Here is a 20,252-nt window from a genome sequence, read left to right on the forward strand (position 1 = left end):
TGAACTGGTGAGTTTGCTGTTCCGATGCCCTATGAGTGCAGCGGATGGCAGACGACCTTTTACTCCCTCATTCCAGAGAATTCACCATTTCACCACCTCACCATTTCACTGACATGAACTCATTTACCTACCACCGCGCGACGGCCGTTCAGGACGCCGTGCAGGACAAGGCCGGGCACGATGGCTCGGCGTATATCGGGGGCGGCACCAACCTCATCGATTTGATGAAGGAAAACGTGACGCGCCCCACCCACCTCGTGAGCGTGGGCAAGCTGCCGCTGGCCGACATTGAAAGCCTGCCCGACGGCGGGCTGCGCCTGGGGGCCACCGCCTCCAACGCCGACACCGCCTGGCACGACGAGGTGAAAAGCCGCTACCCGCTGCTGAACCAGGCCATTCTGGCCGGGGCCTCGCCGCAGCTGCGCAACGCCGCCACCAACGGCGGCAACCTCATGCAGCGCACCCGCTGCTACTACTTCTACGACCTGGCCACGCCCTGCAACAAGCGGGAGCCGGGCTCGGGCTGCTCGGCCATCGGGGGCTTCAACCGGGTGTGCGGCATCCTGGGCACCAGCGAGTCGTGCATTGCCACGCACCCCTCAGATATGTGCGTGGCCCTGGCGGCCCTGGCCCCCACGGTGCGCGTGAGCGGGCCCGGCGGGGAGCGGAGCATTGCCTTCGACGACTTCCACCGTCTGCCCGGCAACCAGCCCGAGAAGGACAACACCCTGGAGCCCGGCGAGCTGATTCTGAGCATCGACCTGCCCAAGGAAGGCTTCAACAAGAACTTCAGCTACCTGAAGCTGCGCGACCGGAGCAGCTACGCCTTTGCCCTGGTATCGGTGGCGGCGGCGCTGGAGCTGGACGGCAACACGATTACGGATGCCCGCCTGGCGCTGGGCGGCGTGGCCCACAAGCCCTGGCGCGACCAGGCCGCCGAAGACCTGCTCAAAGGCCAGCCGGCTACCGTGGAAACCTTTGCCCGGGCCGCGGCCAAGGTGCTGGAAGGGGCCCAGGGCCACGGCTCCAACGACTTCAAGATTGAGCTGGCCCGCCGCGCCATTGTGCGCGCCCTCAAACAGGCCGCCGAAGGCACGCAAACCGCATCCGACGTTTTTCAAAACTCCAATCCATGAGCACGACCAACTATATAGGCAAGCCCACCAGTCGCGTTGATGGTCCGGCGAAAGTAACCGGCACGGCCCGGTACGCGGGCGAGTACGCCGTGGCCGACCTGGCCTACGGCTACGTGGTCAGCAGCCCCATTGCCAAGGGCAAAATCACCAAAATCCACGCCGACGAGGTGCTGGCTCTGCCCGGCGTCATTCAGGTGTTCTCGCACGAAAATGTGCCCTCCCTGGCCTGGTTTGATAGGAGCTACAAGGACCAGGTGGCCCCCGGCGGCTCGCCCTTCCGGGCTCTGCACGACGCCGAAATCAAGTTCAGCCAGCAGCCCGTGGCCTTGGTAGTGGCCGAGAACTTCGAGCTGGCCCGCTACGCCGCCTCGCTGCTGCGGGTGGAGTACGAGCAGGAAGCCCACGAAACCAACCTCGAAACCCAGCGCGCCAAGGGCTACGAGCCCGGCCGGGGCAAAACCGGCTTCCAGCCGCCACCCCCGCCCCGCGGCAACCCCGACAAAGCCTGGGAAGAGGCCCCGCACCGCATGGAGGCTGAGTACGTGCACGGTGCCCAGCACCACAACCCCATGGAGCTGTTTGCCACCACCGTGGAGTGGCGCGGCGACGGCAAAATCACGGCCTACGACAAAACCCAGGGCGTGTACAATGTGCAGCAGTACCTCACCAAAATCTTCGGGTTGAAGAAGGACGACTGCCGCGTGGTGAATGAGTACATGGGCGGGGGCTTCGGTTCGGGGCTGCGGCCCCAGTATTCAGTGTTTCTGGCCGTGCTGGCCGCCCTGGAGCTGAAACGCTCGGTGCGCCTCACGCTCACCCGCCAGCAGATGTTCTCGTTCGGGCACCGCCCGCACACGCTGCAGTACCTCAAGCTGGCCGCCAACGCCGATGGCTCCCTGGCCGCCCTGCAGCACCACGCCCTCCACGAAACCTCGCACTTTGAGGACTACACCGAAAACGTGGTAAACTGGAGCGGCATGCTGTACCAGTGCGACAACGTGAAGCTGGGCTACCAGCTGGCTAAGCTCGACGTGTACACGCCCCTGGATATGCGCGCCCCCGGCGCGGCCTCGGGCTCGGTGGGGCTGGAAATTGCCATGGATGAGCTGGCTTACGAGGCCGGCCTCGACCCGCTGGAGTTCCGCCTGCGCAACTACGCCGAGCGGGACCAGAACCAGGACAAGCCCTTCAGCAGCAAAAAGCTGCGCGAGTGCTACCACCAGGGCGCGGCAAAGTTTGGCTGGGACCAGCGCACCCAGGCCCCCCGCTCCATGCGCGACGCGGATGGCAAGCTCATCGGCTGGGGCATTGGTGGCGGCGTGTGGGATGCCACCCAGCAGAAATCGGCCGCCAAAGCCTCCATCACCGCCGATGGGAAGCTGACGGTGCTGAGCGGAGCCGGCGAAAACGGCGCGGGCACCTACACCATCATGACGCAGATTGCGGCCGAAACGCTGGGCCTGCCCATCGAGGCCGTCACGTTTAAGCTGGGCGACACCGAGCTGCCCGAGGCTCCGCTACAAGGCGGCTCCTGGACGGCCGCCTCGGTGGGCACCGCCGTGAAAAACACCTGCGAGGCCCTGGGCGAAAAGCTGCTGAAGCTGGCTCAGAAGATGGACAACTCGCCCCTGAAGGACGCCAAGCCCGAGGACGTGGAGTTCGTGAACGGCCAGATCCGGCTGCGCACCGACGCTAACCAGGCCGTGGTGCTGCGCGACGTGCTGCAGGCCAGCGGCGAAACCAAGGTGGAAGCCGATAGCTCGGCCATGCCCAACATGCTCAAGCAGCAGCAGTACTCGCTGCACTCCCACAACATCGTGTTTGCGGAGGTGAAGGTGGACGAGGAGCTGGGCACCATCCACGTAACGCGCGTGGTGAATGCCGTGGCCGCCGGCCGTATCCTCAACCTTAAAACCGCCCGCTCGCAGGTGCTGGGCTCGGTGGTGTGGGGCATTGGCATGGCCCTGATGGAGGAAACGGTGATGGACCATAAGTTTGGCCGCTACGTGAACCACAACTTCGCCGAGTACCACGTGCCCGTCAACGCCGACATCCACGACATCGACGTGCTGTTTGTGGAGGAGGAAGACGACATTGTGAACCCGCTGGGGGTGAAGGGCATCGGGGAAGTGGGCATGCTGGGCGTGGCCGCCGCCGTGGCCAACGCCGTGTACCACGCCACCGGCAAGCGCGTCCGCGACTTACCCGTGATGATTGACAAGCTGCTGTAAGCCATTGTGGCACAAGCTTCAGCTTGTGCTGTCAGCCGTAACGCAAACCGCCCCGTAGCCGTGAGGTTGCGGGGCGGTTTTGTGTTAATCATTATTGAATGCAAATAAATTCAGTTGAAGTTTGTCTGCCTCTTTCTTCTGTCGATGCTTCTTGCCTTCCGGGGTTTCGATAGGTTTTGAATTTTCAAAATATTTATTGACTCTGGTTATATCGTAGCTTGTAATTCTCTCTATGCCATCATTGTCTATTTTTCTGTTTATTGTCAATAGGCAATTAATGGATGTTCCATTCTTGAATTGAATAGCTCCTGTTTGAACTAAGTTTTTAAATTCATTTGATTTCATGCTAAATGATATAGGTGCTCCTTTGTAAACGCCCATCCATTTGTAGTTTCCTTTTTTTAAAACGGGTGATATTATCTCAATTGTTTCATTGTCTAGTTCAATGGGAGCTAAATCATTGCTCTCCAAAATATATTCACTGAATTCTTTTCTGTAAACCGTTTTTTCTTTTGATAACATGTTTTTGTTAGTGTCTTCAATTGATAAAGATACTTTGCTTACTTTGGGATAATTTTTTAATATTTCATAGAAATTAGATCTTTTTTTCTTAATTATATTTCTATGTATATAATACACATTACTTTCTTGTGTTTCTTGTTTTAGTTTTTCTACCTCAAGCTTGAGTTTTTCTTTTTCTAGGCTTTTGAGTTCTTTATCTTCAAACGCGCTTTCAATTGCTTTTTCTATAGTTTTCTGAATAGGTGATGTGAATATGCTTACTACAATAGCTGTGATAACAGCAGTCATTACAACTGGATTTTTATTTTCTTCCTTGTGAATTAATTTAAACCAACGCCGCAGTCCTCCTTCTGCTAGAGGCTCCGTTTCAATAGAAACATAAGTGCCTAAAGACGCAGATATTGCTTTAATAAGACCTAAAAATTCGTGCTCACATCTGTTTTGAACTACAGCATCCATAGTGTGGGTGCCATCTTCAAACCAGTAGTGTAACTCCAGCGTGTTGCTATCAATAAACGATACTTGATTCTCTCTCATCATATATAAGTCACTGATTGTGTTCCTACGAATCGAACTCAGAGTGTTAGCAATATAGCTGTCTATAAAGGATACCGCGAAGAAGTTGCTAGCACTTTGTCTAAAATTCTACAATCTATCATCGGAGAATTCTGAAAACTAAACCACTGCTCGTCTTCCCCGCCACAACGCCCACAGTCCCAGCGCCGGGCCGAGGGCCAGGGGCAGCAGCAGCAGCGGAGGCGGCAGGCGCGGGGCCAGCCAGCCGGTGAGCTGCACGCTCCCGATGGTGAGGGCAAACCCCAGGCAGTTGACGATGGTGAGGGCCGCGCCGCGCGATTCGGGCGGGGCGTGCCGGGCCACCAGGGTGGAAAACATGGGCGAATCGGCCACCACCACCAGCCCCCAGAACGCCAGAAACGCCACCAGCCCCGCCGCCGAGCCCAAACCCAGCACCACCCCCGAAGCCACGCAGCACCCGCCCGACAACGCCAGCGCCCCGGCCGCTACCCGCTCGGGGCCCAGCCGCCGGGCCAGCAGCCCCGCGCCCACGCAGGCCAGGCTGCCCCCGCCAATAATCCCGAACGAGAGCAGCGGCACCGGCAGCCCCGCCGCCGGGTGCCGCGCCTGAAACGCCGCCAGTACCACCGGCACAAACGCCCAAAACGCATACAATTCCCACATGTGCCCGAAGTACCCGAACGCCGCCGCCCGAAACGGCGGCTGCCGGAACCCCGCCAGAAACGCCGTGAGCCGGGGCCGTTGCCCGGGCCGGCGGTAGGGCCCATCGGGCACCTGCGCCCACAGCGCCAGTCCGCCCAGCACCGCCAGCCCGGAGGTGGCCCCCGTCACGTAGTACCACGGCAGGGCCGCCGTGAGGCTGCGCAGCAGGTGCGGAAACGCCGTGCCCAGCACCAGCGCCCCCACCAGCCACCCCAGGGAGCGGCCCAGGCCCTCCTGATAGTAGTCGGCGGCTATTTTCATGCCCACCGGGTAAATGCCCGCCAGGAAAAAGCCCGTGAGGAAGCGGCAGGCCAGCAGCCCCTCGGCCCCGAGGCCGCTCAGGTGCACGCCCAGGTTGGCCGTGGCCGCCGCCAGCGCACTTACAAAGAATACCCGCGAGGGCGAAAACCGGTCGGCCACGGCCAGCAGCGCAAACAGCAGCGTGCCGCTGATGAAGCCCAACTGCACGGCGCTGGTGAGGGCGGCCACGGAGCCGGGCGGCAGCCGGAACTGGGCCGCCAGCTCGGGAGCTACGGCATTGCCGGCAAACCACAGCGAGGTGCAGCAGAACTGCGCCCCCACAATGGTGGGAAGTACACGGGACATGAGAGCGGGTGGGAGGGAGGGCGGGTGAGAGAGCCGCGAAAATACCACTTCCCCCCAACTGCCTAGCCCCGCGGCCCATTACACAACGGTGTAGAGACGCAATATTTTGCGTCTCGTCGTTGCTGCCGTTGGAATGGGAATGGTGACCTTAAGGTTGATTGCCCACCATGCAGAGGCTTCGGCCTCTGACGGTTTCTATGGCAACGTCAGCACGCGAGGCGCTCCGTCTCTGCATGACTGTCGAGAAGGTAGCCGTTACCAGAACCGGTTGGTGCAGACTACCTGCGTTTTCTTCCGGAGGCGCAGGCCCACCAGTACCTCGTGGCTGCCGCCGTGGTATCCGGCCAGTTTGGAGAGGCCCGCGTCGTAGGAGTAGCCGAAGGTGAACTGCTCGTAATTCAGCCCGCCCAGCACCACAAACGAATCAAACGCCCGCCACGACACCCCGCCCCAGAGCAAATCCTGGTATTTGAGCTTGGCGTTGAGGTCGAGGGAAAGCGGGGCCGGCTGCACGGCCTTCACCAGCACCGAGGGCACCAATGACCAGTCGCGGGAGAGGGGCACACGTACCCCGGCGGTGGCAAAGTAGTGCCGCCGGAGGTAGTTGCCGGTTCCGTCGGCCAGGGTGGGGCCGTAGGAGAAGTTGAGCTTGTTGCCCAGCAGCTGCGCCCCCGACACGCCCACGTAAAAATCGGAACTGTACACCCACAGGCCCACGGTGGCATCGGGCACCCGGGCGGCGTCGCTGGGGGCCACGGTGGTAGGGTCGAAAAACCGCAGCTGCGAGCCATCCACCGCAAACTGCTGCATCCCCGCCGACACGCCCAGGGCCATCCGCAGGTTGGGCCGCAGCACCAGGTTGTAGGCGTAGGAGAGGTAAGCGCCCTTGCGGCTGGTGGGCCCGGTCTGGTCGTTGTACACCAGCCCCCCGATGGCGTGGAAGGGTCGCCGCCGGTCGTAGAGGGTGCGCTTGCTGGTGGTGCGCCACTTACCCAGCGAGGAGCTGGCGCTGAGGTAGTAGGTTTTGGGCGCGCCTTCCAGCCCCGTCCACTGGGTGCGGTAGCTGGCCTTCACGTCGATGTAATCCTCCACGCCCGTGGTGCCGGGGTTGAGGATGTAGTTATTGTTCATGTACTGGCTGTACTGGGCCTGTTGCTGGGCCAGGGCCGGGGCGGCGGCCAGCAGCAGCAGGGGCAGCAGCAGTGGTAAAGCTCGTTTCATACCCATGGGGTGGTAAGGCTGTCGGTGGCAGAAGGGCGGCAGGGCCGGCCGCGCAGGAGGCGCGGCCGGCCGCCGCGGTTAGTACAGAATGGTAATCGACCCGCTGTAGGACCTACCCAGCGGCCCCTTCGTGACGACGACGTAGTAATAAGTGCCCACCGGGGCGGGCTGGCCGTTGATGTCGCCGCGCCACTCGTTGGAGCGGCCGTAGTTGTTGGCCGAGAAAATCTTGGCGCCCCAGCGGTTGAACACCGTCACGGTATTGTCGGGGAACTGCTCGATGAACTCAATCTGCCAGGTATCGTCGCGGCCGTCACCGTTGGGCGTGAAGGCGTTGGGAATCCGAATGGGCGGACGCACCACCACCGTCACCTCGTCGGAATCGGCGCAGCCTCCGTTCCCGGCCGAGAGCGTGTAGGTGGTGGTAACGGTGGGCGAGGCCACCGGCTGCAACGAGTCGCCCACGAAGCGCAGGGTCTGGGAGGGCGTCCAGCGCACGGGGTAGCGGCCATCGGCCCGGCCTTCCAGCGTTACCGAAGTGCCGGCCAGGATTTCCTTGTCGGGCCCGGCATCCACGTTCACGGGTGGCTGAATGCGCACCGGTATGGCGTTGGAGGTAGCCGTAACAGGCTGGGCACAGGTGTTGGTGGTGCGTAGGCGTAGCGTTACTACCTGTCCTTCGCGCAGGGTAGTGCTGGTGAACACCGGCCCCGTGGCCCCGGGCACGTCGGCCCCGTTCACCTGCCACTGGTACTGCGGCGCGGGGCCGGCCCCGGTTACGCTGGCAATGCTGAACGTAAGAGGGGCCCCCAGGCACACCGGCCCACCCGGCTGCACGGCAATGCTCAGCGTGGGAGCCGGCGTGGGCGTGCGGGTTACGGTTACCGTAGCCGTGGCCGGACCGGTGCTGCACAGGCCCGCGGTGGGCGTTACTTCTACCCGCACCTGGTCGCCGGTAACCAGGGTGTTGCTGGTGAAGCTGGGCCCGCTGGCTACGGCCACGTTGTTCACAAACCACTGGTAGGTGGGGGCGGCACCCGCGTTGGTAGCTACGGCCGTGAAGGTGAGCGGGGTGCCGGGGCATTCCACCGGCGGCGGAGCCAGCGTCACGGTGGGCGTCACGCGGGGCTGTACCCGCACCGTTACCACGTTGGAAACGGCCGTGGCGCAGGTGCCGGTACCCGAAGTAACGCGGCGGCGGAAATAGGTAGTGGCCGTCAGCGGGCCGGGGGCGTAGGTAGCGGCCGTGGCTCCGCCAATGGCGGCCCAGCTGTTGTTATCCAGCGACGATTCCCACTGGTAGTCATAAGTGCCGGTACCGCCAGTTGCCCCGCCGCCCGTCAGCGGACTCGGGGCCGTACCGGCGCAAATGTCCTGGTCGGCGGCAATGGTGCCAGCCGTGAGAACGGGCAGCACCGTCAGCGTGACTGCGTTGGAATACAGCGGCCCGCAGGCTCCGGAAGTTACCCGGCGGCGGAAGTAGGTGGTAGTCGTAAGCGGGCCCGGCGCGTACGTAGCGCCGCCAGCTCCTAAAATGGCTGCCCAGGTATTGTTATCCGGTGAGGATTCCCACTGGTAGACGTAGCTGCCCGTGCCGCCGGTAGCATTGGTGGTGCTGGTGAGCGGGGCCGGAGCCGCGCCCGGACACACCGTCTGGTCGGCCGCAATGCTGCCCGGTACCAAGGCCGGCGTTACCGTCAGCGTCACCACGTTCGAGTACACTGGCCCGCAGGCTCCCGCATTGGCCCGGCGACGGAAGTAGGTGGTGGCGGTGAGCGGGCCCGGGGCGTACGTGGCCCCGGTGGCCCCGCCGATGGCGGCCCAGTTGCTGTTATCCAAGGAGGATTCCCACTGGTAGGCCACCGCCCCAATGCCGCCGGTAGCAGGCCCGCCGCTGGTGAGCGGGGCGGCGGGGCTGCCGGGGCACAGCACTTGGTCGGCGGCAATGGTGCCGGCTGTCAGCTCCGGGGCCACGGTAATGACCACGGAGGCGGTGTACTCCGGCCCGCAGCTACCCGAGGTAACGCGGCGGCGGAAATAGGTGGTGCGGGTCAGGGGGCCGGGGGCGTAGGTAGCCCCGTTGGCCCCGCTGATGGTACCCCAGTTTATATTGTCTAAAGATGCTTCCCAGATGTAGTCGAAATTACCCGTGCCGCCCCCGGCTCCCGCGGTGCTGGTGAGCGGAGCGGGCGTAGCGCCGTTGCAGATACTTTGGTCGGCGGCAATGCTACCGGCCGTGAGGGCGGGTAGTACGGTTAATTTCACCACATTGGAGTATACCGGCCCGCAGCTTCCGGCCGTAGCGGCGCGCCGGAAATACGTGGTAGCGGACAATGCTCCCGGGGCGTAGGTAGCGCCAGAGGCCCCGGAAACGGCAGCCCAGCTGCTGTTGTCCGGCGACGATTCCCACTGATAGGCTACGGTACCGGACCCCCCGGCGGCCTCAGCGGAGCTGGTGAGTGGAGCCGGCGTGGCACCGGGGCACAGGGTCTGGTCGGCGGCAATGGTGCCGGGCGTGAGTACCGGGGCCACCGTCAGTGTTACCACGTTGGAGAAAGCCGGTCCGCAGCTACCCGCAGTAGCGCGGCGACGGAAGAAGGTAGTAGCCGTGAGCAGGCCGGGCGCATAGGCGGCGTTGGCAGCTCCGGCAACGGCCGTCCAGTTCACGTTATCCAGCGAGGATTCCCACTGATACGCCGGGGTGCCTACGCCACCCGCGGCGGGTGTAACGCTGGTCAGGGGCGTGGGGGTAGCCCCGCTGCACAGGGTCTGGTTAGCGGCAATGGTGCCGGGCGTGAGGGCCGGGGCCACGGTGATGATGACCGTGTTCGACACGGCCGTGCAGGGCCCGGCGGTGGCTACGCGGCGGAAGTAAGTAGGCGCCGACAAGGTGCCCGGGGCGTAGGTTTCGCCGGTGGCCCCGCTGATGTTGCTCCAGGTAGCGTTATCCGGGGAGGATTGCCACTGGTACGTAATGGTACCGTTGCCCCCGGTGGCCGGGGCGCTGCTGGTGAGCGGGGCGGCGGGGCTGCCGGCGCACACCGTCTGGTCGGCGGCAATGGTGCCGGGCGTAACGGCGGGTACCACCGTTATGGCTACCGAAGGAGTGAACGTGGGCGTGCAGTAGGGGCCTGATCCGTCAGGCAGCAGCAGTTGCGCGCGCCGCCGGAAATAGGTAATGCCGGCGGGCAGGTTGCTGGCCGGCTGATAGGTAGCTGCGGTAGAGCTGCCGGGAGCCGGCGCCCAGCTGGTGTTATCCGGAGAGGTTTCCCATTGGTACACGAGCGGCAGGCCCGCGTCGCCGAAAGCGTCGGTGGTGCTGGTGAGGGCAGCCGGGGCCGTACCAAAGCACAGGGTTTGCGGGCTGCCAATGCCGCCCGGGTTCGGTAGCGCAGGCACCCGGAGTGTTCCCGAGCTTTGCCGGCAAAAGCAGTCCGTATCAATGCGCAGCGTGACGGTGTAGTCGCCGGGGGTGGCGTACACGTGCACCGGATTTTCCAGGGTGGAAGTCGCCCCGTCGCCGAAGGTCCAGAGGTAGGTTTTGTTGTCGAAGTCAATGGGCGGGGCGGTGAAGCTGATTTGCCGGCAGCCGGTTATCCGGAAGCTGGGCCCCACGCGCAGCAAAGAGCTTTGGTTGAAATTCACCAGCCCCAGCCCGCTCAGCCGGCCGCCTAAGCTCAGACTGTCGTCGCCGTAGCGGGCTTTGGGCCCCAGGGAATCGGGGTAGGCAATGAGGCCCAGCGCCGGCTGATTGTCGCGGGCCACGTAAATCTTGCCGTTGGGCGCGGCTTGCATGGAGCCCAGGTCGGCCGGGGTTTTCTGCCGGAGCGGAATGTCCTCCTTGGTAACCGGCCCGGTCCCGCTGACGTCGAATTGCAGCAATTTGGCCGGGTTGCGCACCGTGGCGTAGAGGTAGTTGCCGGGCGAGAAGCTCACCCCGTAATATTTGCCCGCGCCCCGGTCCACAATGTACGGCACCCGTGGATCAACACTAACCTGGCCTGTGTTGGTATCGAAGGCAAACAGCTCTACGGTGCTGCTGGAGTCGCCCACCGCTACCACTTCGCTGTAGCGGGCCAGCGCCAGCCGCTTGCCCTCGGGCGTTATCTTCATCTGGCCCTTGTAGCCCAGCGCCGCCACGGTGGGGGCGTGCAGGCTGCCCACGGTTGAGAGAATGGGCGCATCAATGAGCACCGGCCCCGTGTAGCCGCCCGTAGAGAGCCGCACGCGGTAAGCCAGAAAGGCGTCGCCGCGGTTGTCAGTGCCTGTCTTACTCTCGCCCCAGCCGTGCGTAATCACCCAGATGTCGCAGCCGTTTTTGTGGAATACGGCCGTGAGCTTTTCCGCCGTGCCCCGGGCCAAAGGAGTATTTTTGGTGGCGGCCACCACGGTGCCCGGCCCGCCTCCGTCGGGTATCTGAATTTCGGAGTAGCTCAGGCCCACGGTGCTGTTCAGGGTGAACAGCAGGTAGCGGGTGGGCTGCCCGGCCGTGGGCCGGCCGGGTAGTTTGATGGGCAGCGGGCCATCGGTGGTGAAGCGGTTGCCCGCCAGGCCGGTGCCGTTGGTCATTACGGTGCCGTCGCCGTTCCACACGGTTTCGCCGTTGCTGTAAAACAGAATCCGGCCATTGGCGTCCGACATCACCCCCGAGCCGGCGGGGGCGTCCATGGCTCCGTTGGTGAGCACCGTGGGCGGAATGGTATCCGTCGCCTGGTTGAAATCGAGTCCGGCCTTGAAGCCGAAGTACCAGGTATTGGCAAACTTCTCATCGGCGGCGCACTCCGGCGGCGGGGTGCCCTGGCCCATAGCAGTAGCAGCTAGCAGCAACAGCAGGGGCAGCAGCCAGCCGGTCAGCAGCCAAGGCCGCCGCGTAGTGCATGACCGGGCTGATGGAAAGGTTGTTGGAGAAGAGGCAGCAGAGGTCGGTAGGGCGGAAGGCAGTAGCTCTGTGGGCATATAGGCGCGGGGCAGGAAGGCAGATAAATAAGCAACTGGCAAAAAGAAAAGTGCCGGCTGGCCTGTTTATTAAACGAAGCTGCAGGCCAGGCTATTGCCAGAAAAGGCGTCGTCCACGGTTTCCATTCAAGAGATACACAGCCGGCAAGGGTTGTGCAACACAATGTGCGAATAGTGCAGCGGAAAGTAAGGAGAAAACCATGAATAAAGAGTGAGGCCCCCTTGGTCTCAATGCAGACTTCGGTTGCCGACATTTCTTATCCTACATCAAGGCAACCCCGCCGGCGGGCGGCTAGCTTTGTTGTTCGTGAATTGCTTGTCCCATGCCGCGCCGCGCTTTCTTGAGGGGCGTGGTGCGCTGCCCCTGGCTACTACTATGAACTCCCTGCACGACCTCCACCACGCCGCCGCCGGCTTCCAGACTACCGCCAAGATGCCCGTGCTTTTCGTGGGGCATGGTTCGCCCATGAATGCCCTGGCCGATAACCCGTTCACCCGTACGCTGCACCAGCTGGGCCTGAGTATCCGCAACCGGCAGCTGCCGCGGGCCATTCTGGTGGTGTCGGCGCATTGGCTCACGCGTGGCACCTTCGTGGCCGTGAACGAGCGGCCCGACACCATCCACGACTTCGGGGGCTTTCCCGAGGAGCTGTTTGCCATGCAGTACCCCGCGCCCGGCGCCCCCGAGGTGGCCCGGGAAGTGCTGCAGGCCCTGCCCGACGCTCATCCCACCGACGAGTGGGGCCTCGACCACGGTACCTGGACGGTGCTGCACCACCTGTTTCCGGAGGCTGATATTCCGGTGTTCCAGCTCAGCATCGACTACCACCAGCCCCTGGCCTACCACGCCGAACTGGCCCGGCAGCTGCAGTTTCTGCGGCGGCGGGGCGTGTTGGTGCTGGGCAGCGGCAACATCGTGCACAACCTGCGCCAGAGTATGCCCAAGCTCCTGCAGGGCGACCCCACCCCCTACGCCTGGGCCTCGGAGTTTGATGAGTGGGCCAAGCATAAAATCGACCAGCGCGACCTGCGGGCCCTGGCTCACTACCAGCAGGCCGGTGCCAGCGGCCCCCTGGCCGTACCCACCCCCGACCACTACATTCCGCTGCTTTATAGCCTGGCCCTGGCCGAGCCCGACGACGACATCCGCCACGCCTACGAGGCCGTGGAGTACGGCGGCCTGAGCATGCGCACGTTTGTGGTAGGCGGGTAGGAGTTGCCGCAGAAGGCGTTTGCCACAGCCAAACGCCCGCTTTCTGCGAGCAGAAAGCGGGCGTTTTTACGTCTTGCTGGGGCTGCCGGCGTGCAGGCAGAGGTTAGGGGCCTAGAGTCGCCGGCTGGTGGGCAAACAGCCGGTTGATGCGCGGCTGGATAAACCAGATGCCCACCGGATAAAACCAGAGCAGGAAAAACTCGCCTACGAACTCGCTGAATTGCGCCGGACGCTGCAGCTCCACACTGCGCAACGCCCGGGCTACGTACTGCAGGCTGTACAGAATACCGGCCATCGACAGCAGATGCAGCGGCACAATGAACAGTGCCCAGGCAGACTGAACAGCAGGAGCGGTTGTCGAAACCACGGTTGCCAGTGCGCCCAGAATCAACAGGATGTACGCGCCGGGAAGCACGAGGGCCGCGTGCAGCCACCGGACCGGAGCAACGGTGCCCGCTGGTAGCCGCCGGGCCAGATACGTGCCCAACGTCCACAGCCACCCAAACAGGCTGCCCATCAGCAGTAGCATAACGCAGGAGTAGATAAGGATGAAAGCCGTGGGCTGCAGCGGCCGCAAAATAAGCGCCATGCTACTCGCCATCATCACGCCAAATGGCAGGATAAACGTGAGGGTAAACAGAGGCCAGGGCCTCAGGTGCAGGAAAAAGCGCATGCTATGGAAGATGGCGGAACTTCAGCAAAGGTAAAGGCCGGCACGAACTCAGCTGCCCACGCTGGGTAGTAAATTCTGCTGGCGAGGCCCTCAGCCGGTGCGCACATACCCATCAGTATTGACCGGTATTTGTGCTGCATAGCCTGAAACCGTGCAAATTCACAACCAGCCCCGCCTGTACCCGTACCTTTGCGCTGGGACAGTTACCCCCGATGGTATGATGCAGGAACAAGTACGCTTAGCCCAACACCGCACCGGCGCGGCTCTCTGGAAAAAATTTGGCCCCTACCTCACCGAACGGCAGTGGGGTACCGTGCGCGAGGATTACTCGCCTGATGGTAACGCCTGGAGCTTTCTGCCTCATGAGCTGGCTCGCAGTGTGGCCTACCGCTGGGGTGAGGAGGGCCTGGGTGGCATTTCTGATGACCGGCAGCACCTGTGCCTGAGCGTGGCTCTTTGGAACGAGCAGGATGAAATGCTGAAGGAGCGGCTGTTTGGCCTTACCAACGGCCAGGGCAACCACGGCGAGGACGTGAAGGAGCTGTACTACTACCTCGACAGCACACCTTCCCACAGCTACATGAAGATGCTGTATAAGTATCCGCAGCGGGAGTTTCCGTACGAGGAGCTGCGCCGGGAAAACGCCCGCCGCACTCGCCTGGAGCCCGAGTTTGAGCTGCTGGATACCGGTGTTTTCAGCGAGAACCGCTACTTCGACGTGTTCATTGAGTATGCCAAAGCCGGGCCTGATGATATTCTGCTGCAGATAACGGCTCACAACCGCGGGCCCGAAGCCGCCGCCCTGCACGTGCTGCCGACGGTGTGGTTCCGGAACACCTGGGCCTGGGGCCACGAAGCCGGCGCGGCCAGGCCCGCGCTGCAGGCCACCGGCCCCGCCGCCGCCGCCGCCGACCACCCCGCCCTGGGCCGCTACCACGTGTATGCCGATGAGCCGGCGGGCCTGCTGTTCTGCGATAATGACACCAACCATCACCGTACCGGCGACCCGTTCAACCCCACCAGCTCCGGCCGCTACTTCAAGGATGGTATAAACGACTACGTAGTGGAAGGGGACTTCACGGCTGTTAACCCTAAGCGGCGCGGCACCAAGATGGCCGCTCACCACCCGCTGGAGCTGGCTTCCGGCGAGTCCCGCACAGTGCGCCTGCGCCTGAGCCGGGAGGAGCTGTCCACTCCGTTTGCTGATTTCGAGCCCATTATGGCGGCCCGTTTGCAGGATGCCGACGCGTTCTACCAGTGCATGCAGCAGGAGCTGCCGCCCCAGCCCGAAGTGCGCAACGTGCAGCGTCAGGCCTTTGCCGGCATGCTCTGGAGCAAGCAGTTCTACTACTACGATGTAACCCAGTGGCTGGACGGGGACCCGGCGCTGCCCCGCCTGCCGGCCCGCCGCCGCAAGGGCCGCAACAGCAACTGGCGCCACCTGCACAACCAGGACATTATCTCAATGCCAGATAAGTGGGAGTACCCGTGGTACGCGGCCTGGGACCTGGCGTTTCACTGTATCCCGCTGGCTATGGTGGACGCGGACTTTGCCAAGGCCCAGCTGCGTCTGCTCTGTCATGACCGGTACCTGCACCCCAGCGGGCAGTTGCCGGCCTACGAGTGGAACCTCAACGACGTGAATCCGCCGGTACACGCCTGGGCAACCTGGCGGGTATACCAGATGGATAAAAAACTGCACGAAGGCCAGGGCGACACTGCTTTTCTGGAAGCCGTATTTCATAAGCTGACGCTGAATTTTACCTGGTGGGTTAACCGGAAGGATAAGAGCGAGCGGAACATCTTTGAGGGCGGTTTTCTGGGGCTGGACAACATTGGCGTATTCGATAGGAGCGCCCCACTGCCCACCGGCGGCTACATTGAGCAGAGCGATGGCACCAGCTGGATGGCCATGTTTGCCCTGAATATGATGCGCATGGCCATGGAGCTGGCCGGTCATAATCCGGTGTATCAGGAAATGGCGGGCAAATTCTTCGAGCACTTCCTCTACATTGCCGATGCTATGACCCGGGGTGGCGACGGGCAGTTCAACCTCTGGGACGAGGAGGACCAGTTTTACTACGATGTGCTGCACACCCCCGATGATGCCCGTACCAAGCTGCGCGTGCGCTCCATTGTGGGCCTGATTCCGCTGTTCGCCGTGGAAGTGATTGATGAACAGCTGCTGAACGCCTTGCCCGAGTTCACGGAGCGGGCCCGCTGGCTGCTCGATAACCGCCCTCATCTGGCTCAGTTGGTAGCCCGCTGGCAGGAGCCGGGCCAGGGAGCCCGCCACCTGCTGAGCTTATTGCGCCGCAGCCGGCTGCGGCACCTGCTCAAACGCATGCTCGATGAGCAGGAGTTTCTGTCCGATTTCGGCATCCGGGCCCTCTCGCGCTACCACCTTGAGAATCCTTACGTGTACAGCACCGTCGATACCGATTTTATGGTGCAGTACGTGCCGGGCGAGGCCGAGAGCAGTATGTTCGGGGGCAACAGCAACTGGCGGGGGCCCATCTGGTTTCCCATCAACTACCTCATAATCGAATCGTTGCAGCGCTTCCATGCCTACTATGGCGACTCCTTCCGGGTTGAGTATCCCACGGGCTCGGGACAGCGCTTCAACCTGCAGCAGATTGCGGAAGCTTTGTCGGAGCGGCTTACCCGGCTGTTTTTGCCGGATGCTGGAGGCCGCCGCCCGGCTTTCGCTGATGATGAACTGCTCCAGACCGACCCCCACTTCAAAGACTACTTGCTGTTTCACGAGTACTTCCACGGCGACACCGGGCGGGGCTTGGGCGCCAGCCACCAAACCGGCTGGACGGGCCTGGTCGTGCGGCTGCTGCGCCATCATCGTCCCGAAGCTCCGGTAGCTAGTTGGGCAACGGGAGCAACCACGGCAACGTAAGCGCCTGCTCCCGCGACCCCCTGAAAACCAAGTGGCTGTTACGGAGGGTGCCGGCGTATACCTCTATCCCCGAGCCATCGGCCGGGATAAAGATGCGCACCGTTTCGGCCGCCCGGGGCCGTACGTAGGTGGTGCCAGGCGACAGCGCATCAGCGGTGCCGGAAATCTCAAAGAAGCCAGCGGTAGTGAGTTGGAAATCAAGCATGTACTATGGTAGAGGTGTTTCAGCAGCTCAAATCCAGATACACTGCCACTTAGTTCCGCAGACCTACATGATTTCACAATTGATTACCGGATTGTACAGCGGTCCGGTGGAATAAAATGATATAACTAAAGCAAGATAGAATAAAATAAGTTACTGCCGAGCTCGGGCAGTCCTCGTCTGAAAACAAAAGCCCCGACACGTAGGTCGGGGCTTTTGCATATAAAAAAAATACAAGTACTACTGTTTGCTCTGCAGGAGCTTGAGTACGTCGGGGTTACCACCTTCCTTGGCGCTAGCCAGAACATCCTTGCCATCTTTGTCTTTGGCTTTGGGATTTGCGCCGCTGGCCAGCAGGGCCTGCACAATCTCCAGGTTGCCCTTGGCCGCGGCGGCCATCAGGGGAGTTGCTCCAAAGGAATCAGGCTTATCAACCTGGGCTTTATGCTTGAGCAGGGTTTTTACGACTTCGGGATGCCCATTCTCAGCCGCCAGAAACAAATAAGTCGTTGGGAAGCCCGGCATCATTTCTACCGTGGCGTTGGCATCAGCCCCGGCGGCCAGGAGTGCCTCAACGGCGGCGGCCTGGTTTTTCACTACGGCTGTATATACTTTCTGAGTTGGAGTTTGAGCTTGAGCAGCCGCTACGGTTCCAAAAGATAGAGCGAAACCGAGAAGAAATTTTTTCATGCCGGGAAATACACGCGGAAAGAGAGAGCAAATGCAAAGATACATTCACCCTGCCGGAATATCCCAATTTCACCGTCGGGCCTAATCGCCAGAAACGCGCAAGGGCTGGTAGGTTGTCCAGCAACAGCCGGAATTGTATTATGCCTTCGCCTGCCGGCCCATCTGCTGAGCCATCATGCTGGCTAGAATAATTTGCAGGGCATGGTACAGCATGAGTGGCAGCAGCAATAGCCCGGTGGCTGCCATGCCCGGAAACAGCAGGCTGGCCATTACGCTGCCGTGCACCAATGATTTTTTGGAGCCGCAGAACAGGGCCGTAATCCGGTCTTCGCGGGAGAAGCCCAGCAGCCGGCTCAGCATCCACACCGCGCCACCGATGGCCAGATACAAGCCCACCATACCCAGGGCCAGCAGGGCTACGTCGCGGGCGGCATAACTGCGGAAAATGCCTTGCTCAAACGACTCGCAGAAAGCCGTAAACACAATCAGCAGAATAACCACCTGGTCTGAGATGCGCAGAGTACTCTTATGTCGCTCGGCAAAGGCCCCGAAGCGGCGGTTGAGCAGCACACCCGCTACTACGGGCACTATCACCTGCCAGAGCAGGCTCACGGCCAGGCTCCAGAGGTGGCCGCCATCGGCGGAGGTTGACAGGAACAGGCTGGTCCAGAGTGGGGTAAGCACAATGCCCAGCAGGCTGCTGATGCTGGCGTTGAAAATGGCCGCCGGCAGGTTGCCACGGGCCATGCTCACCATTACTACCGACGAGGATACCGTGCTGGGCAGCGCGCACAGAAAGAAAATACTCTGCCACAGTTGCTGGCCCTTTTCTGCCTCAAACAACGGCCGCACCGCCAAAGCCAGCAGCGGAAATGCCACAAACGTGATGAACTGCACCACCACGTGCAGCCGCCAGTTGCGCAGGCCCGCGCGTAGCTTATCCAGGCTTAACCGCAGGCCGTAAAAGAAGAAAATTAACGCCACGCCGGCCGTAGTTATGGCTTTCCACGGAACAGGACTGGCCTTACCACCCACGGCCGGAAAGAAGTACGCCAGCCCCACCATGCCCAACAGTCCCAGCAGAAACCAATCGAGCAAACCGGCCCGGCGCAGTAAGGCAATCAGGCGGCTTTCGGTGGGTGGCAGGGGAGCAGGTGCAAGCGGCTGAGGCATCATAGCGGGCAAAATAAAAGCGTCGGGCTAAAGAGTAGCCCGACGCTGCGGAAACGTACGATTATGGCTGCCGGAAGGTTAATTCAGCCTTCCACTATGCGGGCACGGCCACGCGGGGCAGTTTCTTACGCTCTTTCCTTAACCGGTTCAGCCACAGGATGAGGCCGGTGATAGGGAAGGTAAAGCCCAGCACGCACACCACTAGGCTGATGATTTTGGATGGCCAGCCGAAAATGGCCCCCGTGTGTACCGGCTTGAACAGGCCCCGCACGCGCTGGCCCAGGTTGCGCTGCTCGTAGGTTTGCCGGCGCAGCACCTGCCCCGAATACTGATCGAGGAAAATTTCGTCGGTGGCATTTTCATACACCGCATTGGGCCGCAGGGTAGCTACCCGGATGCTGCCAGTGGGCTCCTTGGGCAGCTGCAGCGAGTAATACACGGCCTGCGGGGCCAACTGTCGGGCGTGGCTGAGGGCTGCGTCGGGGGTAAGGGTACCCGCTGGGGCTTCCGCCACCGGCGCAACAGACACGGGCGGCTCGGGCCGCTCCATGGGCGAGTTGGTAATGGCGTAAATCCCCTTGTTGAACCACTCAAACGACCACGCCAAGCCGGTAAAGGCAAACACGAACAGGAACAGGGCCGAGTAAAAGCCCAGCACGATATGTAAGTCGTGGTTGAGGCGCTTCCAGCCCCCGCGCCACTTTACTTTCAGCCGCTGCTTCACGGCTTTGCGGCTGGCCGGCCACCAGAGCACCACGCCGGTTCCAATGATGAACAGAAACAGGAATGTGCTCACGCCTACGATGAGTTTACCGGCCGGCCCGCCCACCATCCCGCGGTGCAATGCCATAACGGTGAAAAATACGGTTTCGCGGTAGTTCAGCTCCCCGGTAACGGCGGCCGTGTAGGGATTCACAAAAACGACCGGGCCCCGGCCACCTTCGCCGCCCTTGCCACCTTTGCCTTTTTCGCCCGTTACATCGGGGCCCTCCCGCTGAGGTTGGTGCGCTTCCTGAGAGCGGCCCGCTATGGCCTTGTTGCCCTCCAGCTTCTGGCCGCCTTCGGGGCCGCCGGCCAGACTGAACTCCACGGTGCGGGTGGGGTCGGCGTACACTTTCATGCCCACAATTCTGGCGTCGGCTTTGTAGGTTTTCACTGCGTCCTGCAGGCGGGCCAAAGGCAGGGCTGGAGTAGTGGCGGACTGCACGAAATACCGCGCAGGGTGCCAGGCCTGCTCCAGTTCTTTCTCAAATACCAGAATGCCCCCCGTGAGGCAGACCACGGCAATTATCAGCCCCGAAATCAGGCTGAGATAGAGGTGAATGTTGCGGAAAAAAGTCTTCATAGCGCAGAAAAACCCGGTTTGGAAAGTTGATGTAAAACCCGGAGGCGACTGGTTGCAGCCAGCTGCTCCCGGGTCTTGCTCACTCACTCACTTTTGAAGTATTGAGACGTAAGTACTGAGTAGTGAGGTGTATCCTT

General features: G+C 61.9%; 13 protein-coding genes. 4 read left to right on the plus strand and 9 right to left on the minus strand.

The window, feature by feature from the left end; translation table 11 throughout:
• Window positions 1-113: 113 nt before the first annotated feature.
• Window positions 114-1,136: an FAD binding domain-containing protein gene (locus tag ACN19L_RS00895; protein ID WP_426491671.1), complete on the plus strand. Its 1,023-nt coding sequence runs from the start codon at window positions 114-116 to the stop codon at window positions 1,134-1,136.
• Window positions 1,133-3,367 (plus strand): xanthine dehydrogenase family protein molybdopterin-binding subunit, encoded by a 2,235-nt coding sequence (locus ACN19L_RS00900; protein ID WP_426491672.1) that lies wholly within the window; start codon window positions 1,133-1,135, stop codon window positions 3,365-3,367. The genes ACN19L_RS00895 and ACN19L_RS00900 overlap by 4 nt, the downstream gene beginning before the upstream one ends.
• An 84-nt stretch (window positions 3,368-3,451) precedes the next feature.
• On the opposite strand, the gene ACN19L_RS00905 is transcribed toward ACN19L_RS00900, so the two are convergent.
• From ACN19L_RS00905 to ACN19L_RS00920, 4 genes are all read right to left on the minus strand, one after another.
• Complete coding sequence (locus ACN19L_RS00905; protein ID WP_426491673.1) at window positions 3,452-4,429, minus strand: hypothetical protein; 978 nt, start codon at window positions 4,427-4,429, stop codon at window positions 3,452-3,454.
• Between the two features lie 135 nt (window positions 4,430-4,564).
• Window positions 4,565-5,734 (minus strand): MFS transporter, encoded by a 1,170-nt coding sequence (locus ACN19L_RS00910; protein ID WP_426491674.1) that lies wholly within the window; start codon window positions 5,732-5,734, stop codon window positions 4,565-4,567.
• 255 nt (window positions 5,735-5,989) lie between these two features.
• Complete coding sequence (locus tag ACN19L_RS00915) at window positions 5,990-6,955, minus strand: PorP/SprF family type IX secretion system membrane protein (RefSeq protein ID WP_426491675.1); 966 nt, start codon at window positions 6,953-6,955, stop codon at window positions 5,990-5,992.
• 78 nt (window positions 6,956-7,033) lie between these two features.
• Window positions 7,034-11,911: a gliding motility-associated C-terminal domain-containing protein gene (locus ACN19L_RS00920; RefSeq protein ID WP_426491676.1), complete on the minus strand. Its 4,878-nt coding sequence runs from the start codon at window positions 11,909-11,911 to the stop codon at window positions 7,034-7,036.
• A gap of 376 nt (window positions 11,912-12,287) precedes the next feature.
• On the opposite strand from ACN19L_RS00920, the gene ygiD reads away from it, so the two are divergent.
• Window positions 12,288-13,124: a 4,5-DOPA dioxygenase extradiol gene (gene ygiD, locus ACN19L_RS00925; protein WP_426491677.1), complete on the plus strand. Its 837-nt coding sequence runs from the start codon at window positions 12,288-12,290 to the stop codon at window positions 13,122-13,124.
• Between the two features lie 103 nt (window positions 13,125-13,227).
• On the opposite strand, the gene ACN19L_RS00930 is transcribed toward ygiD, so the two are convergent.
• Window positions 13,228-13,797 (minus strand): hypothetical protein, encoded by a 570-nt coding sequence (locus ACN19L_RS00930; RefSeq protein WP_426491678.1) that lies wholly within the window; start codon window positions 13,795-13,797, stop codon window positions 13,228-13,230.
• 217 nt (window positions 13,798-14,014) lie between these two features.
• Here ACN19L_RS00930 and ACN19L_RS00935 point away from each other — a divergent pair, with 217 nt between their 5' ends.
• A complete protein-coding gene (locus tag ACN19L_RS00935; RefSeq protein ID WP_426491679.1) occupies window positions 14,015-16,705 on the plus strand; it encodes an MGH1-like glycoside hydrolase domain-containing protein in 2,691 nt (896 codons plus the stop codon).
• On the opposite strand, the gene ACN19L_RS00940 is transcribed toward ACN19L_RS00935, so the two are convergent.
• The 4 genes from ACN19L_RS00940 to ACN19L_RS00955 form a co-directional block, all read right to left on the minus strand.
• On the minus strand, window positions 16,671-16,910 hold the full coding sequence (locus ACN19L_RS00940) for a hypothetical protein (RefSeq protein ID WP_426491680.1): 240 nt from the start codon (window positions 16,908-16,910) through the stop codon (window positions 16,671-16,673). The genes ACN19L_RS00935 and ACN19L_RS00940 overlap by 35 nt on opposite strands.
• 237 nt (window positions 16,911-17,147) lie before the next feature.
• A complete protein-coding gene (locus ACN19L_RS00945) occupies window positions 17,148-17,597 on the minus strand; it encodes an ankyrin repeat domain-containing protein (protein WP_426491681.1) in 450 nt (149 codons plus the stop codon).
• A gap of 138 nt (window positions 17,598-17,735) precedes the next feature.
• Window positions 17,736-18,773 (minus strand): bile acid:sodium symporter family protein, encoded by a 1,038-nt coding sequence (locus ACN19L_RS00950; RefSeq protein WP_426491682.1) that lies wholly within the window; start codon window positions 18,771-18,773, stop codon window positions 17,736-17,738.
• A 91-nt stretch (window positions 18,774-18,864) separates the two neighbouring features.
• Window positions 18,865-20,115: a PepSY-associated TM helix domain-containing protein gene (locus tag ACN19L_RS00955; RefSeq protein WP_426491683.1), complete on the minus strand. Its 1,251-nt coding sequence runs from the start codon at window positions 20,113-20,115 to the stop codon at window positions 18,865-18,867.
• Between the last annotated feature and the right edge of the window lie 137 nt (window positions 20,116-20,252).

Source organism: Hymenobacter sp. 102 (assembly GCF_049949205.1).
Taxonomy (GTDB): Bacteria; Bacteroidota; Bacteroidia; order Cytophagales; family Hymenobacteraceae; genus Hymenobacter.